The organism is Saccharopolyspora sp., from assembly GCF_017434145.1.
Taxonomy (GTDB): domain Bacteria; phylum Actinomycetota; class Actinomycetes; order Mycobacteriales; family Pseudonocardiaceae; genus Saccharopolyspora_C; species Saccharopolyspora_C galaxeae.
The window spans coordinates 1-4,665 of the sequence record NZ_JAFRFW010000569.1 but is presented as its reverse complement, the minus strand read 5'-3'; the positions used below and the strand labels follow the sequence as shown (position 1 = coordinate 4,665).

The window sequence follows — 4,665 nt, the reverse complement described above, 5'->3', positions numbered from 1 at the left end:
TGATCGACGCCGGATGCCGTGCGTCCGGGGCCGCCGCACACGCGGCCCCGGACGCACGGGGTCGGTCGCGGCCGCCTGCCGTGCGCGGCCGCGCGCGCGGCGCCGCGGAAGATCGCAATTCCGCGCGTTATCCGAAATATCGGCGGATGCAATCCGCGGGCTGCGGGCGAACAGCTTGTGAAGCGGGCGTTTTCGCTGGTCACGCCCGCGCTGGGGAATTTCGATCACTAGTTCCGACACATCGTTAACACTGCGGAGATGCGCAGCGCAACGATCATGTCGTGCTCATCACGTGTAGAATCGGGTATCGCCTGGTAGTGCCGCCAGGAAACGTTCATGTACCTGACGGCTTAGGCGATGTTCTGTTAAGTTGGCAAAGCATGACCGGCGACAAACCCAGCCATAACGGCTACGGACCGAATGGCGGACGGAATGGCGGAAGCGACTCTCCCGATGCGGAGATCGGCATTCCGGTCGTCGCGGACGGACCCGCACTCTACCGGATCACGAGCGATTCGGGAGTGCTCGATGTGAACTCGTCCTACGCCTACCTGATGTGGTGCCGCGACTTCGCGGGCACCAGCGTGGTGGCGCGGGAGGACGGCGAAGCGGTCGGCTTCATCACCGGATACCTGCGGCCGGACGCGCCGGACGTGCTGATGGTCTGGCAGGTCGCGGTCGACGCATCCCAGCGCGGGCGCGGCCTCGCGGGCAAACTGCTCACGCACCTCGTCGACCGCCTGGTGCCGCGGGGGGTGCGCTATCTGGAAACGACGATCACCGCGGACAACACCGCTTCGATCAAGTTGTTCTCGGCGCTGGCGCGGGACCGCGGCACCGAACTCGCCCGCAGCGAGCTGTTCACCGCGGACCTTTTCCCCGATGCGCACGAGGACGAGGACCTTTACCGAATCGGGCCGTTCCCGGCTCCGGGCGTCGTGCCCGCGGACTCGGCGGCGGCGCCCAGGCCGGCCGATTAGCCGAGGCGTACCGATCAGCACAGGCAGACCGATCAGCCCGGCCCGGCCGCCGTGGTCCAGCGGGCCGATCGGCGCACGCGGTGAGCGCGGGCCGGGGCGATCGCGAAGCAGCCCGGCGGCCGTGCCGGATCGCACAACCGCAGGTTCCCGGCGCACCAACGGCGGTCTCCCCGCCGGGAGACGAGAAGACCTACTGCACAGCCGGTGGCCAACGGTCGCCGCGCCGAACGGAGGATCGTGAACGACATCTTCGCAAGCCTCGAATCCGAGGTGCGCAGCTACAGCAGGAACTGGCCGACCACGTTCGACGTGGCCCGCGGCAGCTGGCTCTACGGCGAGGACGGCACCCCCTACCTGGACTTCTTCGCCGGTGCGGGGGCGCTCAACTACGGGCACAACAACCCCGCGCTGAAACGCAAGATGCTGGAGTACCTGGAGCGCGACGGGGTCACGCACGGCCTGGACCAGGCCACCGTGGCCAAGCGGGAGTTCCTGGAGACGCTCGACGAGAAGCTGCTCAAGCCGCGCGGGCTGGACTACAAGGTCCAGTTCCCGGGGCCGACGGGCACGAACTCGGTGGAGTCCGCGCTCAAGCTGGCCCGCAAGATCACCGGCCGCGAGTCGATCATCAGCTTCACCAACGCGTTCCACGGCATGACGCTGGGTTCGTTGTCGGTGACCGGCAACTCGATGAAGCGCGGCAGCGCGGGCATCCCGCTGGTGCACGCCACGCCGATGCCCTACGACAACTACTTCGAGGGCCAGGTCCCGGACTTCCTGTACTTCGAGCGGCTGCTGGAGGACAGCGGCTCCGGCCTGAACGAGCCCGCCGCGGTCATCGTCGAGACGCTGCAGGGCGAGGGCGGCATCAACAACTCCCGCCCGGAGTGGCTGCGCGGCCTGCGCGAACTGTGCGACAAGCACGGGATGCTGCTGATCATCGACGACGTGCAGATGGGCTGCGGGCGCACCGGCCCGTTCTTCAGCTTCGAGGAAGCGGGCATCGTGCCGGACATCGTGTGCCTGTCGAAGTCCATCGGCGGCTACGGGATGCCGCTGGCGCTGACCCTGATCAAGTCCGACCTGGACGTGTGGGAGCCCGGTGAGCACAACGGCACCTTCCGCGGCAACAACCCCGCGTTCGTGACGGGGTCCGAGGCGCTGCGGCTGTACTGGAGCGACGACGCGCTGCAGCGCGGCACGATCGCCAAGGGCGAGCGGATCGGCCAGGTGATCGGCGAGATCGCGGACAAGTACGAGGGCGCGCAGGCCAAGGGCCGCGGCCTGGCCCGCGGGCTCGGCTTCGACGACCCGGAGACCGCGGGCAAGATCTCGAAGGCCGCGTTCGACCGGAAGATGATCCTGGAGACCTCCGGGCCGCAGAGCGAGGTCATCAAGATCATGCCGCCGCTGACCGTCTCCGACGATGAACTCGAACAGGGGCTTCAAATCATCGTGGATTCGGTGCAGGCTGTGTTTGCCTGAATCCAGCGCACACCGGCCGGCCCGGCTGTCTCCGGGCCGGCCGCTCGCGTCCGCACTACCGAAGCTGGCAAACCCGAAGCCGGCCCACCGAAGGAGGGAAAGCAGTGTTCGTCCGCAGTCTCGAAGACGTCGAGGACACCGACGACGACATCAAGACCGAGAACTGGCGCAGCAAGCGCATCGTGCTGGCCAAGCAGAAAGTCGGCTTCTCCGTGCACGAGACCACGCTGTACGCCGGCACGGTGAACGACTTCTGGTACGCCAACCACATCGAGGCGGTCTTCGTCTTCGAGGGCGAAGGCGAGGTCGAGGACAAGGCCACCGGTGAGGTGCACCAGCTCAAGCCGGGCACCGTCTACATGCTGAACGACCACGACAAGCACCAGGTGCGGCCGAAGACGGACATGCGCACGGTGTGCGTGTTCAACCCGCCGGTGACCGGGCGCGAAGTGCACGACGAGAACGGCGTTTACCCGCTGGTCGTCGAAGACTGACCGACCCCCCGGGCGAATCTTGCAGCCCACGGGCCGCTGCGGCGGCTCGTGGGCTGTTTCGCGTTCGGGCGCTGATCGCATTTCGCCCTTCGTGATCGATCCCACCGGCCGCCGGGCTCGAAGACTCCGCTGCGCGGATGCGTAATGCCGAGTGCCGAGGGGTATCCGGCGAGTGTCAGGTTGCCTGCCGCGGTGCGCGGCCCCGCATTCGGGGAAACGCCACCGAACGAGGAACCGAGAAATGGCGGCGGTGCGTGCGGCACCGGCCGCTCCGGCGGGAATTCGCGAAGGAGGCGCAACTGATGACCGTCGCAGACGTGCGGACGCAGGACCGCTATCCGACCCGGCGCGGAGCCGAGTCCGCGCTGCTGGAACGCACCGATCCGGTGGTCTGGCCCGGCGTGGATTCCGGGCCTGCGGGCACCGGCGAACTGGCCGAGCACCAGGACAAGGGCTTCCACGTGCTGCCGGGCCTGCTCTCGCCGGCGGAGGTGCAGGAGCACTGGCAGGAGCTGGAGCGGCTCGTCCGCGACCCGGACGTCCGCGCCGACGAACGCACCGTGGTGGAGAAGGAATCCAACGAGGTCCGCTCGCTGTTCGAAGTGCACCGCACCAGCGAAATGGTGGCGGAACTGATCCGCCAGCCGCGCATTCTCGATCGTGCGCGGCAGATCCTCGGATCCGATGTCTACGTGCACCAGAGCCGGATCAACTACATGCCGGGATTCCGCGGAAACGGTTTCTACTGGCATTCCGATTTCGAGACCTGGCACGCCGAGGACGGCATGCCCGCGCCGCGCGCGGTGAGCCTGTCGATCGCGCTGACCGACAATTTCCCGTTCAACGGCGGGTTGATGGTGATGCCGGGCGCGCACCGCACCTATGTTTCCTGCGCGGGAAAGACGCCGGACGACAACTACAAGTCGTCGCTGCAGGAGCAGAAGGTCGGCGTACCCGCCGAGGACGACATCCGGCGGCTCGGGTACGAGCACGGGATCGAGCAGTTCACCGGGGCCGCGGGCGCGGCGTTGTGGTTCGACTCGAACACGATGCACGGGTCGGGCAACAACATCACCCCGTACCCGCGCTCGAACATCTTCGTCGTGTTCAACAGCGTGCAGAACACGCTGGTCGATCCGTTCGCGGCGAAGCAGCGCAGGCCGGAGTTCGTCGCCGCCACGGACTTCACCCCGATGGGCAGGTGAGCGCCCTGCGGTCCGGCCTCCCGCGAGGGGGCCGGACCTGCGTTGCTCAGGTGTCCAGGCCCAGGTAGCGGCGTTCGTTGAACTTCTCGCCGGAGCACGACGCGCCGACGTCGTGCCCCACCCGCTCGACCACGTCGGCCAGTTCCAACCGGGACAGCCAGTTCCGCGGCAACGCGGCGGTGCCGTGCCGGGCGCCGAGGATCGCGCCGGTGATCGCGGCGGTGGTGTCGCTGTGCCCGGAGTGGTTCGCCGCCAGTCGCAGCGCCGCGGTGAACTGCTCCGCCTTGGGCAGCGCCAACGCGCAGTACACCCCGATGGCCAGCGCCTCCGGGCCGATCCAGCCCTGACCGAGCCGCTCCACGTGGCCGACCGAGCCGCCGAGCCGGGCCAGCGTGGAAGCCTCCGCGAGCAGGCCCGCCGTCTCCGGGTCGTCGCGCAGCACGCGCCCGGAGGCCTGGTCGACGGCCTCGGTCAGCCGCCGGTCCTGGACCGCGATCAAGT

General features: G+C 68.2%; 5 protein-coding genes. 4 read left to right on the top strand and 1 reads right to left on the bottom strand.

Annotated features, from left to right (window positions below; genetic code table 11):
* Positions 1 to 461: 461 nt before the first annotated feature.
* The 4 genes from ectA to thpD all read left to right on the top strand — a co-directional run bounded on the left by ectA (position 462) and on the right by thpD (position 4,164).
* Positions 462 to 980, top strand: coding sequence for a diaminobutyrate acetyltransferase (ectA, locus tag IJH84_RS15770; RefSeq protein ID WP_295145769.1), 519 nt, complete (start codon positions 462 to 464; stop codon positions 978 to 980).
* A gap of 237 nt (positions 981 to 1,217) precedes the next feature.
* The gene (gene ectB, locus IJH84_RS15765; RefSeq protein WP_295145767.1) at positions 1,218 to 2,465 is read left to right on the top strand and encodes a diaminobutyrate--2-oxoglutarate transaminase; all 1,248 of its coding nucleotides are present in this window, start codon (positions 1,218 to 1,220) and stop codon (positions 2,463 to 2,465) included.
* A gap of 104 nt (positions 2,466 to 2,569) precedes the next feature.
* Positions 2,570 to 2,959, top strand: coding sequence for an ectoine synthase (locus tag IJH84_RS15760; RefSeq protein WP_295145765.1), 390 nt, complete (start codon positions 2,570 to 2,572; stop codon positions 2,957 to 2,959).
* Positions 2,960 to 3,261: 302 nt separating this feature from the next.
* Positions 3,262 to 4,164 (top strand): ectoine hydroxylase, encoded by a 903-nt coding sequence (gene thpD / locus IJH84_RS15755; RefSeq protein ID WP_295145763.1) that lies wholly within the window; start codon positions 3,262 to 3,264, stop codon positions 4,162 to 4,164.
* Positions 4,165 to 4,210: 46 nt separating this feature from the next.
* Here thpD and IJH84_RS15750 read toward each other — a convergent pair.
* The coding region (locus IJH84_RS15750) for an ADP-ribosylglycohydrolase family protein (RefSeq protein ID WP_295145761.1) at positions 4,211 to 4,665 on the bottom strand (455 nt) is incomplete at its 5' end.

Excerpts from the sequence above, each read along its gene's own strand:
- thpD (WP_295145763.1), top strand. The coding sequence starts at position 3,262 with ATGACCGTCGCAGACGTGCGGACGCAGGACCGCTATCCGACCCGGCGC.